At 34.7% G+C, this 24,970-nt stretch carries 26 protein-coding genes; 17 read left to right on the plus strand and 9 right to left on the minus strand.

Features of this window, described 5'->3' with window-relative positions:
- Nucleotides 1-69: 69 nt before the first annotated feature.
- Nucleotides 70-1,089, minus strand: a complete 1,020-nt coding sequence (locus ACNQGN_RS15360) for a quinone-dependent dihydroorotate dehydrogenase (protein WP_417988709.1) — start codon at nucleotides 1,087-1,089, stop codon at nucleotides 70-72.
- A gap of 258 nt (nucleotides 1,090-1,347) precedes the next feature.
- On the opposite strand from ACNQGN_RS15360, the gene ACNQGN_RS15365 reads away from it, so the two are divergent.
- The 4 genes from ACNQGN_RS15365 (at nucleotide 1,348) to ACNQGN_RS15380 (ending at nucleotide 4,702) form a co-directional block, all read left to right on the plus strand.
- The gene (locus ACNQGN_RS15365) at nucleotides 1,348-1,854 is read left to right on the plus strand and encodes a YybH family protein (protein ID WP_417988710.1); all 507 of its coding nucleotides are present in this window, start codon (nucleotides 1,348-1,350) and stop codon (nucleotides 1,852-1,854) included.
- 252 nt (nucleotides 1,855-2,106) lie between these two features.
- The gene (locus ACNQGN_RS15370) at nucleotides 2,107-2,658 is read left to right on the plus strand and encodes a hypothetical protein (RefSeq protein WP_417988711.1); all 552 of its coding nucleotides are present in this window, start codon (nucleotides 2,107-2,109) and stop codon (nucleotides 2,656-2,658) included.
- A 178-nt stretch (nucleotides 2,659-2,836) separates the two neighbouring features.
- Entirely contained in the window at nucleotides 2,837-4,114 is a 1,278-nt protein-coding gene (gene pepT, locus ACNQGN_RS15375; protein WP_417988712.1) for a peptidase T, read from the plus strand.
- On the plus strand, nucleotides 4,115-4,702 hold the full coding sequence (locus ACNQGN_RS15380) for a YdeI/OmpD-associated family protein (RefSeq protein ID WP_417988713.1): 588 nt from the start codon (nucleotides 4,115-4,117) through the stop codon (nucleotides 4,700-4,702).
- A 51-nt stretch (nucleotides 4,703-4,753) separates the two neighbouring features.
- Here the strand turns inward: ACNQGN_RS15380 and yajC are convergent, their stop codons facing one another.
- From yajC to ACNQGN_RS15395, 3 genes are all read right to left on the minus strand, one after another.
- Nucleotides 4,754-5,026: a preprotein translocase subunit YajC gene (yajC, locus tag ACNQGN_RS15385; RefSeq protein WP_417988714.1), complete on the minus strand. Its 273-nt coding sequence runs from the start codon at nucleotides 5,024-5,026 to the stop codon at nucleotides 4,754-4,756.
- 30 nt (nucleotides 5,027-5,056) lie between these two features.
- Complete coding sequence (gene nusB, locus ACNQGN_RS15390; RefSeq protein WP_417988748.1) at nucleotides 5,057-5,968, minus strand: transcription antitermination factor NusB; 912 nt, start codon at nucleotides 5,966-5,968, stop codon at nucleotides 5,057-5,059.
- Nucleotides 5,969-6,196: 228 nt separating this feature from the next.
- Nucleotides 6,197-7,303 (minus strand): Glu/Leu/Phe/Val family dehydrogenase, encoded by a 1,107-nt coding sequence (locus tag ACNQGN_RS15395; protein WP_417988715.1) that lies wholly within the window; start codon nucleotides 7,301-7,303, stop codon nucleotides 6,197-6,199.
- Between the two features lie 201 nt (nucleotides 7,304-7,504).
- On the opposite strand from ACNQGN_RS15395, the gene ACNQGN_RS15400 reads away from it, so the two are divergent.
- From ACNQGN_RS15400 to ACNQGN_RS15410, 3 genes are all read left to right on the plus strand, one after another.
- Nucleotides 7,505-9,265, plus strand: coding sequence for an ABC transporter ATP-binding protein (locus ACNQGN_RS15400; protein WP_417988716.1), 1,761 nt, complete (start codon nucleotides 7,505-7,507; stop codon nucleotides 9,263-9,265).
- A gap of 69 nt (nucleotides 9,266-9,334) precedes the next feature.
- Nucleotides 9,335-9,718, plus strand: coding sequence for a PUR family DNA/RNA-binding protein (locus ACNQGN_RS15405; protein WP_417988717.1), 384 nt, complete (start codon nucleotides 9,335-9,337; stop codon nucleotides 9,716-9,718).
- A gap of 213 nt (nucleotides 9,719-9,931) precedes the next feature.
- Nucleotides 9,932-10,486, plus strand: coding sequence for an RBBP9/YdeN family alpha/beta hydrolase (locus ACNQGN_RS15410; protein ID WP_417988718.1), 555 nt, complete (start codon nucleotides 9,932-9,934; stop codon nucleotides 10,484-10,486).
- A gap of 13 nt (nucleotides 10,487-10,499) precedes the next feature.
- Here ACNQGN_RS15410 and ACNQGN_RS15415 read toward each other — a convergent pair whose 3' ends face one another.
- From ACNQGN_RS15415 to ACNQGN_RS15425, 3 genes are all read right to left on the minus strand, one after another.
- On the minus strand, nucleotides 10,500-10,952 hold the full coding sequence (locus ACNQGN_RS15415) for a YbhB/YbcL family Raf kinase inhibitor-like protein (protein WP_417988719.1): 453 nt from the start codon (nucleotides 10,950-10,952) through the stop codon (nucleotides 10,500-10,502).
- Nucleotides 10,953-11,007: 55 nt separating this feature from the next.
- Entirely contained in the window at nucleotides 11,008-11,214 is a 207-nt protein-coding gene (locus ACNQGN_RS15420; RefSeq protein WP_417988720.1) for a DUF2188 domain-containing protein, read from the minus strand.
- 71 nt (nucleotides 11,215-11,285) lie between these two features.
- Nucleotides 11,286-11,597 carry a four-helix bundle copper-binding protein gene (locus ACNQGN_RS15425; RefSeq protein ID WP_417988721.1) on the minus strand — a complete coding sequence of 104 codons (312 nt, stop codon included), beginning with the start codon at nucleotides 11,595-11,597 and terminating at the stop codon, nucleotides 11,286-11,288.
- Between the two features lie 393 nt (nucleotides 11,598-11,990).
- Here ACNQGN_RS15425 and ACNQGN_RS15430 point away from each other — a divergent pair, with 393 nt between their 5' ends.
- Nucleotides 11,991-12,518, plus strand: a complete 528-nt coding sequence (locus ACNQGN_RS15430) for a YceI family protein (protein WP_417988722.1) — start codon at nucleotides 11,991-11,993, stop codon at nucleotides 12,516-12,518.
- 147 nt (nucleotides 12,519-12,665) lie between these two features.
- Here ACNQGN_RS15430 and ACNQGN_RS15435 read toward each other — a convergent pair whose 3' ends face one another.
- The gene (locus ACNQGN_RS15435) at nucleotides 12,666-12,998 is read right to left on the minus strand and encodes a tRNA-binding protein (protein ID WP_417988723.1); all 333 of its coding nucleotides are present in this window, start codon (nucleotides 12,996-12,998) and stop codon (nucleotides 12,666-12,668) included.
- Nucleotides 12,999-13,122: 124 nt separating this feature from the next.
- On the opposite strand from ACNQGN_RS15435, the gene ACNQGN_RS15440 reads away from it, so the two are divergent.
- Both ACNQGN_RS15440 and ACNQGN_RS15445 read left to right on the plus strand, forming a co-directional pair.
- Entirely contained in the window at nucleotides 13,123-13,677 is a 555-nt protein-coding gene (locus ACNQGN_RS15440) for a thioredoxin family protein (RefSeq protein WP_417988724.1), read from the plus strand.
- A 164-nt stretch (nucleotides 13,678-13,841) separates the two neighbouring features.
- On the plus strand, nucleotides 13,842-14,711 hold the full coding sequence (locus tag ACNQGN_RS15445; protein ID WP_417988725.1) for an alpha/beta fold hydrolase: 870 nt from the start codon (nucleotides 13,842-13,844) through the stop codon (nucleotides 14,709-14,711).
- 97 nt (nucleotides 14,712-14,808) lie between these two features.
- On the opposite strand, the gene ACNQGN_RS15450 is transcribed toward ACNQGN_RS15445, so the two are convergent.
- Entirely contained in the window at nucleotides 14,809-15,741 is a 933-nt protein-coding gene (locus ACNQGN_RS15450; protein WP_417988726.1) for a peptidylprolyl isomerase, read from the minus strand.
- A 319-nt stretch (nucleotides 15,742-16,060) separates the two neighbouring features.
- Between ACNQGN_RS15450 and trmD the strand changes: the two genes are divergently transcribed.
- The 7 genes from trmD (at nucleotide 16,061) to rlmF (ending at nucleotide 24,958) form a co-directional block, all read left to right on the plus strand.
- On the plus strand, nucleotides 16,061-16,741 hold the full coding sequence (gene trmD, locus ACNQGN_RS15455; RefSeq protein WP_417988749.1) for a tRNA (guanosine(37)-N1)-methyltransferase TrmD: 681 nt from the start codon (nucleotides 16,061-16,063) through the stop codon (nucleotides 16,739-16,741).
- Between the two features lie 158 nt (nucleotides 16,742-16,899).
- Nucleotides 16,900-17,250 (plus strand): 50S ribosomal protein L19, encoded by a 351-nt coding sequence (rplS, locus tag ACNQGN_RS15460; RefSeq protein WP_416843693.1) that lies wholly within the window; start codon nucleotides 16,900-16,902, stop codon nucleotides 17,248-17,250.
- 268 nt (nucleotides 17,251-17,518) lie between these two features.
- Entirely contained in the window at nucleotides 17,519-19,741 is a 2,223-nt protein-coding gene (locus ACNQGN_RS15465; protein ID WP_417988727.1) for an NADP-dependent isocitrate dehydrogenase, read from the plus strand.
- 151 nt (nucleotides 19,742-19,892) lie between these two features.
- A complete protein-coding gene (locus ACNQGN_RS15470; protein ID WP_417988728.1) occupies nucleotides 19,893-22,301 on the plus strand; it encodes a TonB-dependent receptor in 2,409 nt (802 codons plus the stop codon).
- Nucleotides 22,302-22,306: 5 nt separating this feature from the next.
- Nucleotides 22,307-23,128, plus strand: a complete 822-nt coding sequence (locus ACNQGN_RS15475) for a DUF4249 domain-containing protein (RefSeq protein WP_417988729.1) — start codon at nucleotides 22,307-22,309, stop codon at nucleotides 23,126-23,128.
- A 144-nt stretch (nucleotides 23,129-23,272) separates the two neighbouring features.
- The gene (locus ACNQGN_RS15480; protein WP_417988730.1) at nucleotides 23,273-23,935 is read left to right on the plus strand and encodes a thiamine diphosphokinase; all 663 of its coding nucleotides are present in this window, start codon (nucleotides 23,273-23,275) and stop codon (nucleotides 23,933-23,935) included.
- 69 nt (nucleotides 23,936-24,004) lie between these two features.
- Nucleotides 24,005-24,958 carry a 23S rRNA (adenine(1618)-N(6))-methyltransferase RlmF gene (gene rlmF, locus ACNQGN_RS15485; RefSeq protein ID WP_417988731.1) on the plus strand — a complete coding sequence of 318 codons (954 nt, stop codon included), beginning with the start codon at nucleotides 24,005-24,007 and terminating at the stop codon, nucleotides 24,956-24,958.
- Nucleotides 24,959-24,970: the final 12 nt, after the last annotated feature.

A 24,970-nucleotide genomic window follows, 5' to 3' on the forward strand; every position in this document is an offset into this window, starting at 1 on the left:
GAATTTTAAATTATGAATTTTAAATTTCGGTAAATTGATAGTAGGCCTTATTTGCTGCTAGTTAAAATACTATAATCGCTCTAAAATCTTTTTATTTATTGCTTTTACCAATTCAGGTCCCTCATAAATAAAACCAGTGTATAGCTGCACTAAACTCGCTCCGGCATCTAATTTTTCTAAGGCATCCTCGGCAGAATGAATCCCTCCCACTCCGATAATCGGAAAGGCTTTATTGCTTTTTTCAGATAAAAATCGGATAACTTCCGTAGAGCGATGGGTTAATGGCTTTCCTGATAGCCCCCCCATTTCTGTTTTGTTTTCAGCTTGTAATCCTTCACGTGAAATAGTTGTATTGGTAGCAATAACTCCTGCAATTCTGGTTTCCTTTACAATATCGATTATATCCAATAATTGCTCATCGGTCAAATCGGGAGCGATTTTTAGTAGAATTGGCTTTTGCTTTGGCTTTGTCAAATTCTTATTTTGTAATGTTTGCAACAATTGCGTCAAGGGCTCTTTGTCTTGCAAGGCACGAAGATTCGGCGTGTTTGGAGAACTTACATTCACCACAAAATAATCAACATAATCGTATAAAGCATCAAAACAAATTTCATAATCGGAAGTTGCTTCTTCGTTTGGCGTCAACTTATTTTTTCCAATATTTCCGCCTATCATAACATCTTTATTGCTTTTTAATCGTTCAACAGCTTCCTGAACACCACCGTTATTAAACCCCATTCTGTTAATGATGGCACTATCTTCTTTAAGACGGAACAAACGCTTTCTCGGGTTGCCTTCCTGCCCTTTTGGAGTTAGTGTTCCTATTTCGATAAAACCAAAACCAAAATTAGACAACTCCTTATATAACTTGGCATCTTTATCAAAACCAGCGGCTAAACCTACAGGATTTTTAAATTTCAATCCAAAAACTTCCGTTTCTAATCTTGGATCACTGACTTCATACAGGGATTTAAAAAGAAAAGGAAATCCTGGAATTTTAGACAGAAAACGGATCAATGAAAAAGTAAAATAGTGAACTTCCTCGGGATCAAAACAAAAAAGTATCGGACGAATAAGTAATTTATACATGGTTGTTGTGTTGGTGGTGCAAAAATAGAACTATCTATTCGATAATTAAATATTTGTAAAATTATTTTACAAATCATTTTACACTATTGGAATTGAATGATAATTGTACAAATTCTATTTCAAATTCCCCAAAGTAAAAGTATTTTATTTTTTACCTTTTTTTTCAAACATTAAATATAAATGACTAATTTTAAGCACTATAGAATACAAAAATAGGTTCATACTTCGGTTTTTTTTACTAAACTTAAAAAAAAAGCAATGAAAAAAAATTTAAATTCCCCTAAATTAGTACCTGTTTACATCACCTTTGCTCTATTCCTAATTGTAGTAGCAAGCTGCAACTCTTCCAAAAAAGATGGCGCAACAACATTTGATTTGGCTACAGCCAAAAAAGAAATAGCAAAACGAAACGCTGTTTTTATGAATGCCCTTAGAGAAAGAGATTCCGTAGGAGTCGCCAAATGTTATACTCTAAATTCCAAATTCATGATGCCAAATGCAAAAGCAGTAGTTGGCAGAGAAAATTTAATTCCTGTCATTAGGGGTTTCATTATGGGAGGAATGACCAACATCACTATTAAACCAATTGAAGTTTGGGGTAATGAAGATATGATGACAGTAGAACAGCAATGGGAATTTACTGATAAAAATGGGGCAATTATTGACCGTGGAAAATCTTTAGAGCTATGGAAAAAAGAGGATAATGAATGGAAAATTTTTCGCGATTGCTTTAACTCTGATTTGCCGATACCAAAAACACAATAACTAGCAATAACATTTCAGAACAGTAAACGGTGCACTTAAGCACCGTTTTATTTATGCTTTAACAATTTCAATCCCCGATAGCAGGCCTTAATAGTTCTCCTTCCTATTGCCCTTCTTATTTACCTTAATTTGCAAAATTACATCTGCTTATTTTTAATTATTTATCTTTAGTAACTGTTGCTTTATTAAACGAAATTTCTTATATTACCATTACAAATCATTTTTAACCTAATCAACAGAAAACATATTGCCATGAAGACGAAATTAAGCCTTACTATTATCTTACTATATTGCTCTCAATTGTTTTTTGCGCAAGATTTAAAAATTGAGACCGCAAACTTACCAACCCAAACTTCTACCACAACAACAATCAAAGACTCCACAACAGTTGCTCCTGTAGGCATAACAAATAATGCTGTAGTTGCAACTGCTGAACAAAATAACAGGGATGAAAAAGCTTTAAAAGACCAACTCAGAGCTGAAAAAAAAGTCGAAAAAGAAATAAAAAAAAGGGAGAAAGAACAAAAAGAGTTTGAAAAAGAAAAAAAAGACTTTAATAAACAGCAAAGCAAAATTCTTTCAAGCGAAAAATCCATAAGCAGAACAAAAGATAGAATATCAGATGCTAAAAAAGATTTAATAAAAAGCAAAGAGAAATTCGAAAAGAAAAAATCAAAAGGAAAACTTACTTCTACAGAAATTGAAAAGCAAAACATCAAAATCAGTAGAGCGCAAATCAAAATTAACAAGCTTCAGGAGGACCTCGATAAAGACACTAAAAAATTAAATAAAATTAGAGACTAATCAAACCACCTTCGGGTGGTTTTTTTATACCCATAGAAATTATTTCCCAACTAAAAGCATACTTTTCTAATAGTCTTTTTTACCAAAACAAGTTTTCTTAAAAATCGGCTTTTTGACTCCAATTTACTAAAAAAAAGCTTCTTAAAAAATGATTATATTTGCATAAAAACAAATAAACATGCAACATATTATTGACCGTTTCTTAAGCTACGTAACTATAGACACACAATCTGATCCCAACTCAGAAGCTACACCAAGTACTAAAAAACAATGGGACTTAGCCAACAAACTAGTTGAGGAACTAAAAGCCATTGGAATGCAAGACGTAACAATTGATGACAAAGCCTATATTATGGCTACTTTGCCCTCTAATGTTACACACGAAGTGCCTACCATTGGATTTATTTCTCATTTTGATACTTCTCCAGATTTTTCCGGTACCAATGTAAAACCACAGATTGTTACTGATTACGATGGCAAAGACATTATCTTAAATGCAACTAACAATATCGTATTGTCGCCAAATTATTTTAAAGATCTATTGCTTTATAAAGGGCAAACATTGATTACTACTGATGGTACAACGCTATTGGGGGCTGATGATAAAGCCGGAATTACCGAGATTGTCACCGCAATGGAATTCCTGATCAATAATCCGGAAATCAAACACGGAAAAATACGCGTTGGTTTTACACCAGATGAAGAAATTGGCCGTGGTGCACACCATTTTGATGTGGAAAAATTTGGAGCCGAATGGGCATATACTATGGACGGCAGCCAAGTAGGTGAATTGGAATATGAAAATTTTAATGCCGCTGGTGCCAAAATCATTTTTAAAGGAAAAAGCGTCCATCCTGGATATGCTAAAGGCAAAATGATTAATTCCATGTTGATTGCCAATCATTTCATTAATGAATTACCTAAAGATGAAACACCGGAATCAACTAAAGGTTACGAAGGTTTTTTCCACGTACATCATCTAACGGGAAGCATCGAAGAAACAGTTTTGGAACTGATCATACGCGACCATAACAAGAAAAAATTTGAAAAGCGTAAAGAATTAATCGAAAAAATAACTCAAAAAATCAATAAAAAATTCGCGAAAAAATTCGGCGAAAATATTGTTGTAACGGATATAAAAGATCAATATTACAACATGAAAGAAAAGGTTTTACCTGTAAAACATATTGTTGATATTGCAGAAAAGGCGATGAGAGAATTGGATATAAAACCACTAATCAAAGCTATCCGTGGCGGAACTGATGGTTCCCAATTATCATATAAAGGATTGCCTTGTCCCAATATATTTGCGGGAGGCCACAATTTCCATGGAAAATACGAATACGTTCCGGTAGAAAGTATGCAAAAAGCGGTTAATGTAATTGTAAAAATTGCTGAATTGACTGCAGCAGGTGACTTCACTAAAACAGAGAAAATAGTTAAAAAGAAAAAATAATTGGAACCATTAAAAACAAATACAAATGCATGGGACAAAGCTAATACTTGGCCAGAAGAGTTAGAATTTCTGAAATCAATTATTGCGAAGACGGAGCTGATCGAAACCTCGAAATGGGGCGGCTGCGTTTATGTCCTGAATGGTAAAAATGTACTTGGAATTGGGGGGTTCAAAAATTATTTTACGATTTGGTTTTTTAATGGTGTTTTCCTGAAAGATGAAAAACAGGTTTTAGTTAATGCTCAGGAAGGCGTTACCAAATCTTTGCGACAATGGCGCTTTTCATCAAAAGAAGAAGTCAATGAAGCAGCTATTTTACATTATATTCTTGAAGCTATTGAAAATGAGAAACAAGGAAAAAACCACAAACCTGAAAAAGGAAAAATTATAATTTCTGAACTTTTTCAAAAAGAATTGGATGCTGATACTGATTTGGCAGAAGCCTTTCTGAAATTCACTCCTTACAAACAAAAGGAATTTCTGGAATACATAGAAACCGCAAAACGAGAAGAAACCAAGCGGTCCAGAATCGAAAAAATCAAACCAATGATACTTGAAAACATTGGACTAAATGACAAATACAGATAAAAAAAAATGCCCTAAAATTAGGGCATTTTGTTTTTAGTCATACAACTAAAATTATTTTTTGTTCAATGCTGCACTCATTTCCATAGAAATAGCTGAACGCTCCATTTTAAGTTTTCCTGACATCGTTTCAACAACAACCGTTGTATCAGCTAATTCAGAAACTTTTCCGTGAAGACCACTTTTTGTAATAATTTTATCTCCTACTTTCAAGCTGCTTTCAAATTCTTTTTCGTTTTTTGCTCTTTTTTGTTGTGGTCTGATCATAAAAAAATAGATCACTACAAACATTAATAAAAACGGTGCAAATTGAGTTAACTGTTCCATAATTTAAATTCTTTTTTTATTTATTAATTATTACATTAAACCTCTACCGGCTTTGATGATTTTTTTACTGGCCTGAAGTTCTTTTACTAAATTATCTAAAATTCCGTTGATAAAAATACTACTTTTTGGTGTAGAATATTCTTTCGCAACTTCTAAATATTCATTAAGGGTAACTTTTACAGGAATTGAAGGGAATTTCAAAAATTCACAGATAGCCATTTTAAGGATAATTGTGTCTATTTCGGCAATTCTATCGCTATCCCAATTGGGCGTTTTATCAATATATTCCTTAGCTAATTCCGATTCGTTTAAGACTGTTCTTCGAAACAATTCTTTAACAAAATCCTTGTCCTCGTTGTCTTTGTACAATTTTGGAACTCTAAAATTATCGTCTTCACCAGATTTTATCGCCTTTAACTGTTTGATAATATGCGTATTGACTAGTGGAATATCATCAACCCAAGTCAATTTATCATCTTCTAAATATTCGTACAATTTTTCGTTAGGGACAATAACATCCATAAATAAATCAACGATAAACTGTCTGTCTTCTTCAAATGTATTGGTCGAATCGCTCATGTATTTTGCATACAGTTTGCTTGCTTTAATATCATTAAGAAGTAATAAAATATAATCGTCGTTTAAAGTCCAATTGTTGATTTTACGATTCTCCAGAGCAATACTTAGTGAATTATTTTCGGAAAGAATTTGAAAAATACGATTTTTGATGAATTTCTCGTTAGGTTTACGTTCCTCAGGAGTTGCAAGATGTTTCAGGCTTGATTTATGTAAAAACACAGTTTCTGTTTTACAAATTTCAATCAGTGAAGAAAGCATTATAAGGTATAAATCTTGAATATTATCGATACTGTAAAAAAGGAATTTTTCTTCTTTTTCCAGATTATCTGAACCGCTTTGATGCATCGCATAAATGGATTGCATTACTTTAACGCGTATGTGTCTTCTATTTACCACCTTGTAAGAACTTTTATTAATTAGTCTGCAAAAATAAGAATTTCCTCTTTTAAAATAAAATTAAAACGACAAAAAAAGCTTTTGGTTCTAATTTAGATTACCCTATAAGAAAACAGTCGCAGGATTCAGCTGCAGTTTCCGGCTAAACCGGAAGAGTACAACTGTAAACTGCGACTGTTTATAAAAGAATCAGAACTAAATTTTACTATTCTCTATCTTTCTCTGATCAATTCTATTTTGAGCAATTGTCAGCGCTGCATGATGCGTAGTCATCTTATTTGCAATGGCAAAATCAATTATTTCTAGCGTCGTATTGTAAATATTCTCTGTCTTACGCATGATTTCCGCTTTATCGTAATGCGCTAATTCTGCATAAACATTGATAATACCGCCTGCATTAATTAAGAAATCCGGAGCATAAAGAATCCCTCTGTCCTGCAAAATTGCTCCATGGACATTCTCGTTTGCCAATTGGTTATTCGCTGCGCCAGCAATTACTTTTGCTTTAATTTTATGTACCGTTGCATCATTTATAGTTGCTCCCATAGCACAAGGTGCATAAATATCGACATCCGCGCTATATAAATCTTCGCCTGAGAATATTTTAGCGTTGTACTTCGCTCCTACTTCATACAATTTTTCTTCATTAATATCGGTAATCGTAACTATTGCTCCTTCTTTAGTCAAATAATCAACTAAAGTTTCTCCAACATGTCCAATTCCTTGAACCAATACTTTTTTACCTGCAAGCACATCAGAACCAAATTGATGCTTTACAGCTGCTTTCATACCTAAATATACTCCGTAAGCAGTTACAGGTGATGGATTTCCAGAACCACCTCTTTCTTCAGAAATTCCAGTCACATAAGGTGTTACATCTCTCACAATATCCATATCTTTAGTTTCCATTCCTACATCTTCCGCAGTAATATATCTTCCGCTTAAAGAATGTACAAATTCACCAAACTTACGCATCAGTTCAGGTGTTTTTTGGGTTTTGGCATCGCCAATAATAACCGCTTTACCACCACCAATGTTTAATCCTGTAATGGCAGCTTTGTAAGTCATACCACGAGAAAGTCGCAATACGTCGTTAAGTGCTTCCCATTCATTGGCATAATTATACATACGGGTACCACCTAAAGCGGGGCCCATAACCGAATTATGAATACCAATAATTGCTTTTAAACCTGTATCTTTGTCATTGCAAAATACAATTTGTTCGTGATCATCAAATGATAATTGACCAAAAACGGGATCCATTTTTTGAAGTTCCTTTCCAGTTGTGAAAGCTGCATTCATAGTATTAATTTTTATAGTGATAATTACGAATTCGTTAAAAAGACAAATCAAATTTACACAAAAAATAAACATCTCCTACTATTTAGGCTAAAAATTATCAATTTCGTAATTTAAACAAAAAACAACCCAATTTTAAACATTGTCAAAAATTGATCGTTAATCAATAAACAAAACTTTTTCAACATAGAATATCATAAAAAAATGAAAGAATTACGTTATTTAAACAAATACTTTATCAAATATAAATACAGCTTTTCTCTTGGTATTTTATTTACAATTATCGCACAAATATTTTCTTTGTTTACTCCAAAATTGATTAGCAAGTCATTTATGGTCATTGAATCCTTTTCAAAGGATAAAACCATTACTGCGGCTGTTATTCGTCAAGAATTAATTTCGAATATTGTACTGATAATAGCTACGACTATAATCGCTGGTTTTCTTACTTTTTTGATGAGACAGACCCTTATTGTAATGTCACGACATATTGAATTTGATTTAAAAAATGAAGTCTTTAGACAATATGAAAACTTGTCACAAAATTTCTATAAGCAAAACCGTACCGGTGATTTAATGAACCGTATAAGCGAAGATGTTTCCAAAGTAAGAATGTATGTTGGCCCCGCCGTTATGTATACCATTAATACTTTTATACGCTTTGCAATAGTAATTGGATATATGTACAATGTATCGCCACGATTAACACTATATACTATTCTTCCCTTACCAATATTATCCTATTGTATTTTTAAATTAAGTTCTGAAATCAATAAGAGGAGTACTATTTTTCAGCAATATTTATCCAAAGTATCGAGTTTTTCTCAAGAAATATTTTCTGGAATCAGGGTAATAAAAGCCTATTCACTAGAAGACCAGCATCAAAACAACATGGTGGACTTAGCCAATGAAAGCAAAAGCAAAAGTTTAAATTTGGCAAAAGTACAGTCTTTATTTGGTCCTTTAATGCTGGCACTAATAGGAATAAGTAACTTGGTTGTGATTTATTTTGGTGGTTTGATGTACATAAATGGCACCATAAAAAGCATTGGAACCATAGCTGAATTTATATTGTATGTCAATATGCTAACTTGGCCGGTTGCTTCATTAGGATGGGTTTCATCGATGGTTCAAGAAGCGGAAGCTTCCCAGAAGCGGCTTAATGAATTTTTAAAAATCGAACCCGAAATAAAAAACAAAAATCCAAACAAATCTACTATTGAAGGCACTATTGCTTTCGAAAATGTAAGTTACGTCTACGAAGACACGAATATAAAAGCAATACAGAATATCTCATTTACAGTAAAAAAAGGTGAAACTCTGGCGATTCTGGGAAAAACGGGATCGGGAAAATCAACAATTTCATCCTTAATTTCACGCATGTACGATGTCACTAGCGGAAGAATAACTGTTGACGCACATGAAATAAGCACTTTAAATCTTAATGATTTGCGCAGCAGCATCGGAATCGTTCCCCAAGATGCCTTTTTGTTTTCAGACAGCATCAAAAACAACATTAAATTTGGCAAAGAAAATGCAACTGATGAAGAGGTGGAAACTGCGGCAAAAAACGCGGTAGTACATGACAATATCATTGGCTTCAACAAACAATACGATACTATTCTGGGAGAAAGGGGAATCACTCTTTCGGGTGGACAAAAACAACGCGTTTCTATAGCCCGAGCAATTATTAAAAACCCGGCTATTTTGCTTTTTGACGATTGCTTATCTGCTGTTGATACCGAAACAGAAGAAGCCATCCTGAACAACTTATTTGAGATTTGCAAGGATAAAACAACCATTATTGTTAGCCATAGGGTTTCATCAGCAAAAAATGCAGACAACATTATCATTCTGGAAGACGGAAAAATTATCCAACAAGGTTCTCATAATCAATTGATAAATCAAGAAGGTTATTATGCATCCTTATATTTAAAACAACTTTCCGAAAAAGAATTACTATAAATGTTGTATAATAAATTAATTTTTATGATTTTTGATTGCTATTAAATAAAAAAATTGACAGAAAGGATTATGAGAGAAAATGACATGTTAGAAAAAGAAGAGATATTTTCTAAAGTTTTACGTGCTGGAAGAAGAACCTATTTCTTTGATGTAAGAGCTACCAAAGCTGATGATTATTACATAACGATTACAGAGAGCAAAAAATTCACCGAAGAAGACGGATCTTTCCATTTTAAGAAACACAAGATTTATTTATACAAAGAGGACTTTGCTGCTTTCGCAGAAATTCTTGGAGAAATGACTTCTTATGTTTTAAACCACAAAGGCGAAGAAGTAATCTCAGAGAGACACCAAAAAGATTTCAAAAAAGAATATGCATCTGATAAAACAGATGATGATGAAATTATACCGCAAACATCAACTTTTACCGATATAGAATTTGATGATATTTAATTCCTAGTTACCTACTTACAACACGAAAGTCCAAAAATCAGCTGATTTTTGGACTTTTTTTTTTATACTCGTATAAACTGCAACCAGTAGAATCAATAGTTCTTTTTTATTTCTGAAAAGAATTTCTATTTCGATAAAATATTATATTTTTATTCCAAAATAATTTTCTAAACACTTTTTTATAGTTGTTGCGGAATTAAGGTAAATATTTAAATGGAACTACAATTATTAATTATCCCGGGACTGGGTGATTCCGGAGCAGCGCATTGGCAAAGCTATTGGTTAAAAAAATATAAAAATGCCACTAAGGTAATTCAGGACAATTGGGACGAACCTCAACTGGAGAAATGGCTCGAAAGACTGAATGAAGCAATCCTAAAATTAGATTCACCAACGATTTTGGTAGCCCACAGTCTTGCGGTTTCCTTAGTAACACATTGGGCTTCTGCAAACAGTAACCCTTACGTAGTAGGCGCTTTACTTGTAGCTCCTGCTGATGTAGATTCTCCTGAGCATACTCCAGATACAATCTGGAACTTTTCACCGATACCTTTATCGAAACTGCAATTTCCTTCTACAGTAGTAACCAGTGAAAATGATCCATACATAGCGTCGCAAAGAGCGAAATATTTTGCTGAAATGTGGGGAAGTGATTTTGTAAATATTGGACAGAAAGGACATGTTAATTCAGAATCAGACCTTACGTTTTGGGAAGAAGGACAATTGATATTGCAGCAATTAGTTGCTAAAATTAATAGTAAGCAGTAGCATTCTCCATACCTCACCTTTTATACAGACCTACTAAATCTCCCGAGGAAATTATATGGCCTTTCATTGCGTTTAAAAGTTCTTTTTCACCAGTGCCGGATGGCAAATTAAGTTTAGTATTTAAGGCATACACTTTAAAATGGTAATGGTGCGTCCCCCTTGGAGGATACGGGCCAAAATACTTATTTTCATTCATGCTGTTTCTACCTTGAGTTCCGGGTTTACTATCTTCTTTTATTGTGTTTTTTGGAGGAATATCCCATGCTAACCAATGGCAAAATGTTCCATTTGGAGCATCCGGATCATTTACAATCAAAGCCAGGCTTTCTGTATTTAAAGGAATATCCTCTATCACCAGTTCCGGATTTACACTTAATCCGTCTCCCGTATATTTTGAAGGGATAAACTCATTGTTTTTAAAAGCGGGACTTTTTACTGTTAGGGTGGCACTTGGTATTGTCGACATGATTAATAGCATTAAAAGGTTCTTAAAAGAACTTACTAAATGACCTTCTTTCAAATCATTTAATTTTCACTTTTTTTTTTGGCGATAGCAACCCACGATTATTTGCCCACCTTTTTGCATGACTGATTGCTGTGGCAATACTTCTCCCCTCCTCCATATTTGCTTTTCTGAACAACGCATTAGCAATTTCAATAGCTTTATTGCGAACGGCTTGGGAAAGATTCTTCAGAGCGTTTGGATAATTTGTTTTAGTCCAGGGCATAACACGCCTATTTTTTGAAATACAATAGGACTATCGTTATAGTGCAAATCGGAAATAACGATAGTCATTTTCTAATGTGCCAATTGTTGCTCCTCGCACATTGATGCGCACTTATGGCATGCTTCAGCACATTTTTTACAATGTTCCATTTCTGGGTATTTTTCGCATTCCGTGGCACATCTTTCACACATTTCTAAACACAATTTTAAAAAAGAAGCTGTATTTTCAGAGTTTCTATCCAACAATTGCGCTGTTAAACGACATATATCCGCACAGTCCTGATCGTTCATCATACATCTGGACATATCCATTTTTTTCTCTAAATGGCATGCATCATAACAATGTGTGCACTGTGCCGCACAAAAATGCAATATGTCAATCATTTTTTGCTTTTCCATTATTCAATGTTTATTTAATTTATAATCTTGTTTTAAACCAACGGGTTCGGCACCCATAAATATTTAATTTTAGTAAATTCAACTACTAATTATATTCATTACTTATTTAGAGCATTTAGAACGAATTCTAATTAAGCGCGACGTAAATTTACGATATTTTTTAATTTCAAACATTTAAAAATCAACGTGTTAACATTTTTATAACTGCCATTTAAATGCTAAATTCAGCTATTCACCAACTTCTTTTTAATTCCCCAATTCCAACCGCACTTAAACGAAAAAAAAACATATTTATCTGATAATCAATACAAATAAACCTCAATAACTCGTAACTTTATATAGTCTTTGCAATTAAAAATAATATCAAAAAAAAAAGCCATGGAAAATATAAAATGGGAAATAGACCCGTCGCATTCAGTGGTCCAATTCAAAGTAAAACATCTTATGATTTCTTATTTAACGGGAAGATTCGATGAAATAACAGGCACTGTGGAGGCAAGTCACAATTTTGAAAACGCAAAGTTTACATTTAGTGCCAATATCAATTCCATCAATACTAATAATGAACTTAGAGACACGCACCTGAAAAGCGCTGAATTCTTTGATGCGGAAAAATTCCCCAAACTTTCATTTACCTCAACGAGCTTCACAAAAACGTCTGATACTGAATTTGAACTGAACGGCAATCTTACGATAAAAGAGGTAACAAAACCACTTCTCTTAAATGTAGAATATGGAGGTATCGCTACAGATCCCTGGGGAAATATAAAAGCAGGTTTTCAGTTAGAGGGGAAAATAAATCGTAAAGACTTTGGATTGATCTGGAATGAAACAATAGAAGCTGGAGGCACTATGGTAAGCGAGGAAGTAGCATTGATTGCGAATATTGAGTTGCTTAAAAAATGATATGAATTATGAATTGACATAAAATTTCAGACAACCATTTTTAAAACCTACATCTGAAGAAACCTACTACATCTTAATATAGTAGCGCTAATTCTACGGCTGAAGACAATACTCAAGGACAGAACTTTTTAGAACAAAATAAAAAACCTACCCAATTCGCAATCCATTTTCAATTTTAAAATCAGGCGCCAGTAAAATCACATCGCCTTCTGCTCCTACTGCTCCTAATACGAGACATTCGCTCATGAATTTCCCTATTTGCTTTTTAGGAAAATTAACCACAGCAACAATTTGTCTGTTTAGCAAATTTTCTTTTTGATAGCGTTTGGTAATTTGTGCGGACGTTTTCCTGATTCCAATTTCAGAACCAAAATCGATTGTTAATTGGTAAGCGGGTTTTCGGGCTTCGGGAAAATCATTTATTTCCATAATGGTTCCTACACGCATTTCTACTCTTTCAAATTCAGACCAAGTCAGCATAATTTTTATTTAAGTTTAAAGTCATAAACCAACCGATTTACAATCTAAAATTAGCATATTAAATTTAAAACACAATCCTTTTTTCTTAACTTTAAACCTAAAATTCTAAATTAGAAAAACTTCAATGTCAAAAACTACTTCAAAAATGGTTCCCCTAGGAACTATTGCTCCCGAATTTAATTTGAAAGACACCGTTTCCAACGAATGGTTTTCTTTTGCGGATTTAAAAGGTGAAAAAGGAACCCTGGTGTTGTTTATCTGCAATCACTGTCCCTTTGTGCACCATGTTTTAGAAGAAATTTTGATGATTGCTAATGATTATCGTGTACAAGGCATCGGGATCATTGCCATTTCAAGTAATGATGCAATTAAATTTCCTGAAGATGCGCCAGAATTAATGACGGAATTCGCATTCGAAAACAATTTTGAATTCCCTTATCTTTATGATGAAACCCAAGAAGTTGCCAAAGCATACGATGCGGCTTGTACGCCCGATTTCTTCTTGTTTGACAACCAAGACAAATTAGTATACCGTGGTCAGTTAGACGACAGCCGACCCGGAAATGGAATTCCGCTTAGTGGCAACGATTTGCGTGGCGCGATTGATGGTGTGATTTACAATCGAATCATTAATCCCAATCAAAAACCAAGCGTTGGCTGCTCTATAAAGTGGAAATAAATCAATAGCATAAAACCATCCAGACTTTCAACAAAATGCTTTTTTAGGCTTTTAAAACACATAAAAATGCAACTATTCATACTAATTCTGTAATACATTTTTGTTTAAAACATTTAATTTTACCATAGAGGAATATTAAATTCATCATGTAAACAGTAAATTTTATGGAAACGAATCAAATTAACAGAAGTGACATCGGATTAGATAAATATATTGAGACTGCACCGGGAGTAACACTGTATGTGAAAGATTATGGCGAAGGTAAACCGGTAGTACTTATTCATGGATGGCCGCTTTCGAATGAAATGTGGGAATACCAAATAGAAGCTCTTGTTCAAAATAATTTTAGAGTTATTACCTATGACCGTCGCGGTTTTGGAAAATCATCACAGCCTTGGGACGGCTACGACTATGACACTTTGACTGACGATTTAAAAGCTATTATTGACCAATTGGATTTAAAGGAAGTTACGCTTGTCGGATTTTCTATGGGAGGTGGTGAGGTCGTGCGCTATTTTAGTCGTCATGGTGGAAAAGGAGTTTCAAAAGCGGTTCTTATCTCTTCTGTAACACCGTTTCAATTAAAAACGGATTCTAATCCAGATGGCGTACCACAAGAAAAATACGATGGAATGGCGGAACAAATAAAACAGGACCGAATTGGTTTTCTGGATAGTTTTGGAAAAACGTTCTTCGGAGTGAGTTTCATCAGCCAACCTATAAGCACAGCTTTACTGGACTATTATAGAATGCTATGTTCTTTTGCCTCACCGCGTGCAACTCTAGCGTGTGCACAGTCATTTTCTACAACCGATTTTCGTAGAGAAATGGCTTCGGTCAATGTCCCCACATTAATCATTCATGGCGATGAAGACAAAACAGTTCCTATTGAAATCACTTCCGAGGTAGCTACAAAATTAATACCTTACAATAAATTTATTGTTTATGAAGGGGCACCACATGGCTTGTTTTATATTGAAAAAGACAAATTAAACAACGATTTAATAGAATTTTTAAATTCAGATTTGAAATAGCAACAAGTCTACTTAGTGTATAAAAAAAATCCCAAAATATTTCTATTTTGGGATTTTTAATTTTATCTGACGACTGAAATCTGTTATTTGAACCAGACTATTTAACATCCATTAATTCTACATCAAAAATCAAAGTAGCGTTTGGTGGAATTGCTCCTCCAGCACCACGAGATCCGTAACCTAAATGAGCTGGAATCACGAAACGTGCTTTATCACCAACTCTCAATAAGGCAATACCTTCATCCCAACCTTCAATAACGTTCCCTTTTCCTAATGGAAATTCGATTGGTTTTTTACGAGGATAAGAACTGTCGAAAACTTTTCCGTCCGGAAGTTGTCCTGTATAATGTACTGAAACCGTTTTCCCATTTTCTGCTTTTTTACCTTCTCCTCTTTGGATAAATTGGTAACGCAAACCACTTTCTGTTTTTTCGAAACCAGCAGCAAGCTTTTCCATTGCTGCTTCAGCATCCGCCTTTAAAGCTGCATCACGTTTGTTACGAGATCCTTTGAAAGTGATAAAAGCTTCAATTGCATTCCAGTTTTTAGCTTCGTCACCTACTCTGATAATTTCTAAAGATTCCAAAACATCACCTTGCTGTACAGCATCAACAACATCCTGACCTTCTACAACATGACCAAAAACTGTATGTTTATTGTCCAACCATTCTGTGGGAATGTGTGTAATGTAAAATTGAGAACCATTTGTTCCAGGTCCTGAGTTAGCCATAGCCAAAACTCCTGGGCGATCGTGTTTCAAACTTGGATGAAATTCATCATCAAATTTATAGCCAGGGTCTCCAGTTCCTGTTCCTTGTGGACAACCACCTTGAATCATGAAATCAGGAATTACTCTATGGAATTTTAATCCGTCATAAAATTTAACCCCTTGAGGCTTCACTTTATTTTCTAAGTTTCCTTCCGCCAATCCTACGAAGTTACCAACTGTTCCTGGAGTCAAATCGTGTGTTAGTTTTACTAAAATAGCACCTCTTGTAGTGTTAAATTTAGCATATATTCCGTTTTCCATTTTTGTTTAATTTTTATTGAAGGGCAAATTTACGAAATTAATTTTAAAAGGGAATTGAGAGATCCGTTGATTGTTATCACAAACCTGTGATTAATATTTATAGCCTTCAGCAATCATATCAATTCCAAAACTTAATAAACTTCCAATTAAAACATATTCCGTAACATCGTATAGAATATAACGGTATAATTCTGCAAAAAACTACCCCTTATTAAATTTCACTGCTCACTACCCAAAGGAAAGGTACAGTTAAAAACTGTAAATAGCTCCTGAAAAAAAACTTTGTACCTTTGCACCTTTGAAACTTAGAAAAGAAATTATGCGCATTGATATTGTAACTGTTCTCCCGGAATTATTGCGAAGCCCGTTTGAGGCTTCGATTATGAAACGTGCCATCGACAAAGGATTGGTGGAAGTCCACATTCATAATTTACGGGATTATACGACCAACAGACAGAAAAGTGTGGACGATTACCCTTATGGTGGTGGTGCAGGAATGGTAATGACCGTCCAGCCTATTGATGCTTGTATAACGCATTTGAAAAGCGAAAGAACCTACGACGAAATCATTTATATGTCACCGGACGGAGAAACCCTAAATCAGAAAATGGCAAACACGATGTCGATGTATGAAAACATTATCATTTTGTGTGGACACTATAAAGGTGTGGATCAGCGTGTTCGCGACCATTTTATCACGAAGGAAATTTCGATTGGCGATTATGTACTGTCTGGTGGAGAACTGGGCGCTTTGGTTTTATCGGATGCTTTAATCCGATTAATTCCTGGTGTTTTAAGTGATGAAACCTCCGCTTTAACGGATAGTTTTCAAGATGGATTACTATCGGGCCCTATTTATACCCGTCCTGCAGATTACAAAGGATGGAAAGTTCCCGATGTTTTAACAAGCGGAAATTTCGCCAAAATTGATAAATGGCGGGAAGACACGGCCTACGAACACACCAAGAACAGAAGACCGGATTTGCTGGAAGAAAGCTAAGCGCTATAAATTATATGCATTATGATTTTTGCTCAAAATAATTCATACCTAATAACTTATAAATCATAATTATTTTTTACATTTGCACCCAAATTTAGATTAACCTCTGGCGAGATCCGTGAATGTTGATTTAATAAAAAACCATAATTAAAATTATCATGGCAGATTTAATGAAATTCGTTCAAGACGAATTAGTAGCTAGAAAAGATTTCCCTGTTTTTGGAGCTGGTGATACTATCACAGTTTACTACGAAATTAGAGAGGGTGAAAAAACTAGAACACAGTTTTTTAAAGGAGTTGTTATTCAAAGAAGAGGATCTGGTAACACAGAAACTTTTACTATTCGTAAAATGTCAGGTGCTATTGGAGTTGAGCGTATCTTCCCAGTAAACTTACCAGCTTTACAAAAAGTTGAAATCAACAAAAAAGGTGCAGTTCGTAGAGCTAGAATTTTCTACTTCAGAGAACTTACTGGTAAAAAAGCTAAAATTAAAGACAAAAGAAGATAGTCAACTATCTCTTTACTATAAAAAAGTCTCAACAATGTTGGGACTTTTTTTTGATTTTTTTTTCCTCCTTGGTTCCCCAATCAAGAACTTAAACACATCTAAAACTAACAAATTTAGAATAACAAGTTAGTAATCTGAAAATTCGTATTTTTCTATATAAAATCCACCTTCTATTACATCTGATTTTCATATATTTGTCCGCCTTATTTCAAGTGAAACACCTTATTTAAGCTACATTTAACCGTGATTCGATTATAAAAATAAAAAAATGACACAAAAATCAAAAATTTTTTACACCCTTACTGATGAAGCGCCTTTATTGGCAACTTACTCATTTCTACCTATTGTTCAAGCATTTACATCAACTTCTGACATTGAAATTGAAACTAGAGACATTTCTTTAGCCGCAAGAATTTTAGCAAACTTTCCTGAATTTTTGACTGAAGATCAAAAAACAGGAGATGCTCTGTTAGAACTTGGACAATTAGCAACAACCCCAGAGGCAAACATCATAAAATTACCAAATGTTTCGGCATCTGTTCCCCAATTAAAAGCGGCTATTGCTGAATTACAATCGCATGGCTATAATTTGCCAAACTTTCCTGAAGAGCCGCAAAACGAAGCTGAGACAACAATCAAAGCTAAATATTCTAAAATTTTAGGTTCTGCCGTAAATCCAGTTTTACGTGAAGGGAACTCGGATCGTAGAGCTCCTAAAGCCGTTAAAAATTACGCTAAAGCAAACCCGCACTCGATGGGAGCTTGGTCTTCTGACTCAAAAACAAAGGTAGCGTCTATGGAAAGTGGAGATTTTTACGGAAGTGAAAAATCAATCACCCTTGCTGATGCCACTGATGTGAAAATAGAATTTGTCGGTAAAGATGGTTCAACTACTGTTTTGAAAGCAAGTACACCACTAAAAGCAGGTGAAATAATCGATAGTTCAGTAATGAATCTGAATGCATTAAAAGCTTTTGTTGCTAAAACAATTGCAGAAGCAAAAGAACAAAACGTGCTACTTTCGGTTCACCTGAAAGCTACTATGATGAAAGTTTCTGATCCGATTATTTTTGGAGCCATTGTAGAAGTTTATTTCGCAGCTGTTTTCGAAAAATACGCGGCGTTATTTAATGAATTAAATATTGACACCAGAAACGGCTTAGGTGATGTGTATGCAAAAATTGCCGGACACCCTATGCAGGCTGAAGTTGAAGCAGCAATAAACCATGCAATAGAAAATGGACCAGCACTGGCCATGGTAAATTCTGAAAAAGGAATTACCAATCTTCACGTTCCTTCGGATGTGATTGTGGATGCTTCTATGCCCGCAATGATTCGTACGTCGGGCCAAATGTATAACAAGGAAGGAAAAGGACAAGACACCTTTGCGATTATTCCAGACCGATGTTATGCCGGAATATATACTGCTACTATTGATTTTTGTAAAAAACACGGTGCTTTCGACCCAACAACTATGGGAAGTGTACCAAACGTAGGTTTGATGGCACAAAAAGCGGAAGAGTACGGTTCACATGACAAAACGTTCCAAATGAATGCAGGCGGCGTTGTTCGTGTTGTAGCTACTAATGGAAACGTTTTAATGGAACAAGCTGTTGAAGCAAATGATATTTTCAGAATGTGTCAGGCAAAAGATGCTCCGATTCAGGACTGGGTTAAATTAGCTGTAAACAGAGCTCGTTTATCAAATACTCCTGCAGTTTTTTGGTTAGACCAAAACAGGGCACACGATAGAGAATTAATTGAAAAAGTAACAAAATATTTAAAAGATTACGACACAACAGCTTTAGACATCCGTATTCTTAATCCTATTGAAGCTACTAATTTTACATTAGAAAGAATCATTAAAGGATTAGACACTATTTCTGTAACAGGAAACGTATTGCGTGATTACTTAACTGATTTATTTCCTATTTTAGAGGTAGGAACATCTGCCAAAATGCTATCTATCGTTCCATTGATGAATGGTGGTGGTTTGTTTGAAACAGGCGCAGGTGGGTCAGCTCCAAAACATGTGGAACAATTCACACAAGAAGGTTACTTACGTTGGGATTCCCTTGGAGAATTTTTGGCTTTGGGAGCTTCCTTAGAACATTTAGGTCAAACTTTAAACAATGCTAAAGCAATTATTTTAGCTGAAACCCTAGATGTAGCGACGGAAAAATTCCTGGCAAACGATAAATCACCAGCCCGTAAACTTGGCGAAATTGACAACCGTGGTTCTCATTTTTACTTGGCAATGTATTGGGCAGAAGCATTAGCTGCTCAAGATAAAAATACAGAATTGAAAACTATCTTCACTCCTATTGCTGCAGCATTTAAAGAAAATGAAACCAAAATCAATTCGGAGTTAATTGGAGCGCAAGGAAAACCACAAAATATTGGTGGTCATTACCAGCCTAATCCAGAATTAACAACCAAAGCAATGCGCCCTAGCGAAACATTTAATAGTATTTTAGCAAAAATCGCTTAATCAAAAATAATTCTTAATTGAATACTACATTAAAAGGCAACTGTTTTTCAGTTGTCTTTTTTTTATATTAGCAATACCTTAACATTTGTTATACCTCAATTGATATTGCGTTTAGTGAAATTTGCATTTCTTCATTTAGAAAATTTAAACAATGGTTATAAAGAAAATTATTACCTTTCTTATTGTAGTATTACCCACCCTTTCTTCTTTTTCTCAACAAACGAGCTTTAGCGAACTGGCGAAACAAAAATTTACCATCAGCGGAACTATTATTGATGCCAACAGTAATGAAACATTAATTGGCGTAAACATAGCTGTCCCAGAATTAAAAACAGGCGTAACTACCAATGAATATGGTTTTTACTCTATCACGGTCCCAAAAGGGAATTACACTATCGAAATAACTTATTTGGGATATCAAACTATAGCGGAATCCATAAGTTTAGACCAAAACATAAAAAATAATTTTACATTATTAAGTAACGAAACCGTTTTAAAAGAAGTAGTCATTATTGATCATAATACAAAAACCAATATTCGAAAACCGGAAATGAGCGTTAACAAACTCACTATTTCGACTATTAAGAAAATGCCGGTGGTACTTGGCGAAGTAGATGTCCTCAAATCTATTTTATTACTTCCTGGCGTTACCAATGCCGGAGAAGGCGCATCGGGTTTTAATGTTCGTGGCGGTGGTGCTGACCAAAATCTAATATTGCTGGACGAAGCAACCATATTCAACTCCTCGCATGTTTTTGGCTTTTTCTCCGTTTTTAATCCGGATGCGATCAAGGATTTAAAATTATACAAAGGCGGAATTCCGGCACGTTTTGGAGGCAGAGCTTCCTCGGTTTTGGATATTTATCAAAAAGACGGAAATAGTAAAGGATTCCACATCAATGGAGGAATCGGACTAATCTCCAGCAGACTTTTAATCGAGGGACCATTAGAAAAAGACAAAGGTTCCTTCCTTGTTGGCGGCAGGAGTTCGTATGCTCATTTATTCTTAAAACTCTCTGAAGAACAAAAAAACAACTCCGCTTATTTTTATGATTTAAATACTAAGTTAAGTTACAAATTGAATTCAAATAACAGCTTGTACCTGTCAGGATATTTCGGAAGAGATGTGTTTAGCTTAAACAAAAGCTTTACCAATATTTATGGTAATTCCACTTTAAACCTGAGGTGGAACCACTTATTTTCAGATAAATTATTTTCGAATTTATCACTAATCTACAGCGACTATTATTATGGATTAGATTTGGATTTCGTAGGCTTCAAATGGGATTCCGGTATCAAGAATTACAATATCAAATACGATTTCAGGAATTACATTTCAGATAAATTTAAATTGAATTACGGTATAAATACCATTTATTATGACTTTAACCCCGGAACCATAAAACCATCTGATACGGATTCTGGAATTAATTTTAATCAATTGGATAAGAAATATGCATTTGAACCTGCCTTATACATCAATGCGGATCATGAAATTTCAAATACTATCACTGTTTCTTATGGTTTACGCTACAGTATGTTTTACCGTTTAGGGCAATCCACCATAAACGTTTATACAGACAACAACCCGGTCACCTTCAACCCAGATTTACAGATTTATGAAAAAGCGACACCAATTGGAACTAAATTCTATGCGAAAAATAAAGCTATTGAAAGTTTCAATAATCTGGAGCCCCGTTTTTCATTTGCCTATCAAATCAACGAAGACCAATCGGTCAAAGCCAGCTACAATAGAATGGTACAGTATTTACAATTGATTTCCAATACTTCCTCTCCTACTCCCCTTGATGTATGGACACCAAGTGATAATTTCATAAAACCACAAATTGCGGACCAAGTGGCTTTAGGCTATTTTAAAAATTTTAAAGAAGGAGTATATTCTCTGGAAATAGAAACTTACTATAAAAAAGTAAAAAACAGATTAGACTATATTGACGGTGCAAATTTGATTGCCAATGAAGCGATCGAGCAGGTAATCCTAAATGGTGAATTAAGATCCTATGGTCTGGAAATCATGGCACGTAAAAATGAAGGCAAATTTAACGGTTGGATTTCCTATACTTTATCCAAATCAGAACAGCAAACTCCGGGGCGAACACTTAATGAGACCGGAATTAACAACGGAAATTGGTACAACTCCGTTTATGACAAATTGCATAATATTGCCATTACCAGTGCCTATACTTTAAACGAAAAATGGTCTTTTGGAGCTAATTTTTCATTACAGACAGGACAACCGGTAACCTACCCGACCGGGCAATACGAATACCTTGGAATAACGGTTCCCAGTTATGGATTAAGAAATGAAAACCATCTTCCGGCTTACCATCATCTCGACATTGCTGCAACATTGACTCCGCGCAAAAACAGCGGCAGAAACTGGAAAGGAGAATGGGTTTTTAGCATTTACAATTTGTACAACAGAAAGAATGCCGCTTCAATCAATTTTAGACAAAATATAGATACAGGTTCTAATGAAGCGGTAAAAACTTCCATTTTTGGAATTGTTCCTGCCGTTAGTTATAACTTCAAATTTTAATTATCATGAGAAAAACAACACTATTGTTAGTAGTTATAACAACACTGTTCTTTCACAGTTGCGAAGATGTTATTCCGGTAGATCTAAATGCTGCACCACCGAAACTGGTTATCGAAGCCGCTATAAATTGGAAAAAAACGACTGCTGGCAATCAACAAAAAATAAAATTAACCACCACAACAGATTACTACAGCACCGAAATTCCAAAAGTGTCAGGAGCCATTATTACCATCAAAAGCAGTTCCAATATCATTTTTAATTTTGTCGAATCAGTCAACAAAGGAGAATACATCTGCAACAATTTTATTCCAGTGATTAACGAAACCTATGCCTTAACTGTTATTAGTGAAGGCGCAACATACAAAGCCACCGAAACCTTAAAATCTGTAGCGCCAATAACAGAAATTATTCAAAATAACGAAGGAGGTTTTACAGGAAAAAATAAAGAAATTAAATCGTATTACACGGATCCTGCAGACGAACCTAATTATTATTTATACAAATACATTTACTCCAATCAGGTTAAGTCTAATTTTTACGTGGACTTAGATGAGTTTTTTGATGGAAATAAATTCTTTAGTATTTCCCAAAATGACGATTTAAAATCAGGTGATGCGATAGAAATCAGCCATTATGGAATTTCGAAATCCTATTACAATTACCTGAGTGTTTTAGTAAGCATTGCTGGTAATAATGGAGGAGGACCGTTTCAATCTCCACCGGCAACAGTACGCGGAAATATCGTCAACACCACAAATCCAGCGAATTTTCCTTTGGGTTATTTTTCACTTAGCGAAGTCGATATTAAAAATTACACTATTCAGTAAGAAGCTGCCTTTAGACTATCCAAAACTAAAGTGTGGACCTGCTCTTTTTTCTATCTGGTCTAAAAAAACACGAATTACAAATTACAGAATTATGAATCACTATCTTTGCATTCGTAAATTTCAATTTAAAATTCATACTTAACCATGTCCTCACATCATATCGTTCGCGACGACCAAGAACCCGCTTTAATAATTGCCAATGGCGCATCCTGTAATCCAGAATTGTTAGGACAATTATTAGAATGGTCCCCTTTAGTCATTGTATTGGATTCTGCTATAGAAAGAGTCATGGAATTAGATATAAAAGTGGATGTTCTTTTAGGAGATTTCGACAGGGGCTTTGATGCCGAGCAATACCAGACATCCCAATACCCAATTGAAATTATCCACACACCAGACCAAAATAAAACGGATTTAGAAAAAGCTTTTGACTATCTGATCCATCGTAAAATTCCAGCTGTAAATGTTGTTTGGGCAACAGGAAAAAGAGCCGATCATACCATTACCAATCTAACCAACATAGTTCGGTACAGAAATCTATTGAAAATTGTAATCTTAGACGACCATTCGAAAATTTTCTTATTGCCCAATAAATTCGAAAAATGGTACACAGCTAATACCCCTATTTCATTAATTCCCATCGGTCATGTAACGGGAATACACTCCGATAATTTATTCTACCCGTTAAAAGACGATAGTCTGACCATTGGCTACAGAACCGGTAGCAGCAATCACGTCATCAAAGACGGCATAGTGACAATAGAACACAGTGAAGGTGATTTATTGCTGATGGAATGCACCGATTAATGACTAAAAACCTATATATAATCTGTTCCTTTACTATAACAGCAAGAGATTGACTATCTTTGCGCCGAAATGGAAAAATTAAAAATAAAAACGATTACCGAAAAGACCAATTTACATCCTAGAAATCGAGATAGATTTGGATATGATTTTCAACAATTAATCAAAATTTGTCCCGAATTAAACGATTTTGTCGCTGTCAATGAGCACAATATAGAAACTATTGATTTTAGTAATCCCGAAGCGGTAAAAGCACTAAACAAAGCCCTTTTGATAAGTCACTATGACATACAAGATTGGGACATTCCTAAAAACTACCTTTGCCCGCCCATTCCTGGCAGAGCAGACTACATTCATTACATAGCCGATCTATTGGCTTCCGGCACTAACGGAATCATCCCGGAAGGAGAAACCGTTCAAGGCTTGGATATTGGTATTGGTGCCAATTGTATTTACCCGATAATTGGTAATTCTGCTTACGGATGGAGTTTTGTGGGAACCGATATCGATTTAAAAGCAATTGAAAACTGCAGTAAAATTATCGAAGCAAATCCAAAATTAATTGACGCCATTAGTTTGCAGCAACAAACAGAAGCGCGCTTTATTTTTAAGAACATCATCACATCCGAAGATAAATTTACTTTCACGATTTGCAATCCGCCTTTTCATGCTTCACAGCAAGAAGCCACCAAGAGCACATTGCGAAAAATTAATAATCTGGAACAAACAAAAACAATAAAACCTGTTTTAAATTTCGGAGGTCATAACGCTGAATTATGGTGCGAAGGCGGCGAATTAGGTTTCGTGACCCAAATGATTTACGAAAGCGCGAAGTACCCGATGCAATGTTTGTGGTTTACTACCCTGGTTTCCAAAAAAGAAAATCTTTCCAGTCTATATAAAGTCTTAAACAAAGTAAGTGCTGTTACTGTAAAAACAATAGACATGGCACAAGGACAAAAAACGAGTCGCATCGTAGCCTGGACTTTCCTGAGTGAAGCACAACAAAAAGCCTGGAAGTTTTAAAAACACAAACAC

This window comes from Flavobacterium rhamnosi (assembly GCF_048286515.1).
Lineage (GTDB): Bacteria > Bacteroidota > Bacteroidia > Flavobacteriales > Flavobacteriaceae > Flavobacterium.